A 1,832-nucleotide genomic window follows, 5' to 3' on the forward strand; every position below is an offset into this window, starting at 1 on the left:
AATCTTCTGCGGACATGCGCGAAGCACCTTTGAAGATTAATGTTTGGATTATCTTTTTTCAGTTTTGTGTACCCAGCGTAATCATCACAGACAATCGTTCCCCGGTAGTCTTTTAACCAAGCTGCTGTTCGATCAATCGCGCGTGATTCATGAAAATCATATATCGAGATTTGTTCATCGTAGTAACTTGACGTATAGACATAAACGTAACTTTTCTTACGTTCTTTGTCTTCATCTGGCCTTTTACTAATCGATAGTGTGGTTTCATCTGCGTGGATCACACCGGCTTGATTGGATAATAAATCAGATTTCATATGGCTATAAAGTGGCGTAAGCACAGTCGCCATTTTTGCCATATAATTGGCTAAGTTTTGTTTGGATATATCAATCTCAAGTGTATCTTTGATATGCCTTGAAAGATGTTCAAAAGGAATCCCTAGTTCATACTTATGATAGCCTACATAGGATAAAAAGGAGTGACTTACAATACTCCCAGGAAAAAGTGTGTTTGAAACTGGATAATATAGCTTATTATCTGTTTTATTACAGTGTGCACACTTACAACTCTTCTTAATAATCTTAACTACTTTCAAAGTCGCTGGAATGGATTCAATCACGTATCTTACCTTTTGAGACGCTAATACTAAGTCGTCTCCACAAGTTGGACAAGTAGACTCATTCGGTTCTTCATATCGGGTTTCTACGACATGACGTTCAAAATCAAATTTAGAGAAGTGATCGCTTTTAGGTTTACGGATTTTAGTTTCTTTCAAGATAGATTCTGTTTCGTTAATGATTACCGGATTAGTTACTTCAGTTTTAGGTACGAAACGTCTTAATCTTTCGATGGTATATTTTTCTTTAACGGTTTCCTTTTGTTTTAAAACCTCGTTTAATTGTGCATTCAACTCAAAAATAAGGCGATGATTTCGCTCTTGTTCTTCGAGTAATGCTTGATTTTGTTTCGTTAATCTTTCGATTTCGGCGAGGGCTTTTTTTAGGTTCATACAATGATTATACCATAAGTAAATATTTTTACTATATATCTATATATAGTAAACACATTCTAAAACGCGATTTCTCGCTTTCGATCTTCTATCACTCTTAATCCTTTCAATATCGCCTCTAAATCTTTCGCTTGATATCCACCACTTTCGATTCTTTCTGGCCATTTAAACTTCGTGAAATTAATCTTATTGATGAGTAGCCAACTGCCGTACTCATCTTCATAGTATATTTTCAATGTCTTTCGATCTCTTGAACAAAACACAAATAATGTGTTGAGTATTTCTATCGGTGAAAAGTTACAGGACAGGAGTATTTGGAACCTGTTCATACCAGCCCTCATATCTATCTCTTTTGTGTAGAAGTAAATCTGTTTGACTCTCCTATAATCGATCATAAATTCTATCCAATATCGCTAGTGTCTGTTCAAGGGAAGTTGTTAGCTTTAATCCTTTTAACTCAATCACCACGATGGAATGATCAAACCGGGTGAAATGGGCTGATTTACGCTTTATCTCTTCACTCTTTAACATATTAACTCTAACATTGTTTTCCTCGTATACTTTCCCAGGTTCATCATCTAATTCTGGAAGTCTTACAAAGTCACCTTGAAGGTGATTATACGCTCTCACCCAATCTCTAAATGTACCTCGCTTTAAATCATTCACTTTACAAAATTCTGTCGTGTTTAATCCTGACATCCGATACTTTTTTACCAGGTCTAGCCTTTCTCGATCGGTTAGTGTTTTTCTCATATTCGTTCTCCTTTTCCTTAAGGATACAAAAAAACACTCCGTTTGATTAGAGTGTTATTATTTGACGTCTAC

General features: G+C 35.6%; 3 protein-coding genes. All 3 read right to left on the reverse strand.

All coding sequences use genetic code 11. From position 1 onward, the window contains the following. Nucleotides 1–1,007 (reverse strand): IS66 family transposase (locus N7603_RS08915; RefSeq protein ID WP_262097078.1); only part of this gene is annotated, 1,007 nt, incomplete at its 3' end. Nucleotides 1,008–1,066: 59 nt separating this feature from the next. After that, nucleotides 1,067–1,402 carry an IS66 family insertion sequence element accessory protein TnpB gene (tnpB, locus tag N7603_RS08920; RefSeq protein ID WP_262097079.1) on the reverse strand — a complete coding sequence of 112 codons (336 nt, stop codon included), beginning with the start codon at nucleotides 1,400–1,402 and terminating at the stop codon, nucleotides 1,067–1,069. After that, on the reverse strand, nucleotides 1,389–1,760 hold the full coding sequence (locus N7603_RS08925; RefSeq protein ID WP_262097080.1) for a hypothetical protein: 372 nt from the start codon (nucleotides 1,758–1,760) through the stop codon (nucleotides 1,389–1,391). The genes tnpB and N7603_RS08925 overlap by 14 nt, the downstream gene beginning before the upstream one ends. Between the last annotated feature and the right edge of the window lie 72 nt (nucleotides 1,761–1,832).

Source organism: Paracholeplasma vituli, assembly GCF_025446935.1.
GTDB lineage: Bacteria > Bacillota_I > Bacilli_A > Acholeplasmatales > UBA5453 > Paracholeplasma > Paracholeplasma vituli.

Coding starts and splice junctions, on each gene's coding strand:
- tnpB (WP_262097079.1), bottom strand. CDS start 1,402: ATGATCGATTATAGGAGAGTCAAACAGATTTACTTCTACACAAAAGAG.
- N7603_RS08925 (WP_262097080.1), bottom strand. CDS start 1,760: ATGAGAAAAACACTAACCGATCGAGAAAGGCTAGACCTGGTAAAAAAG.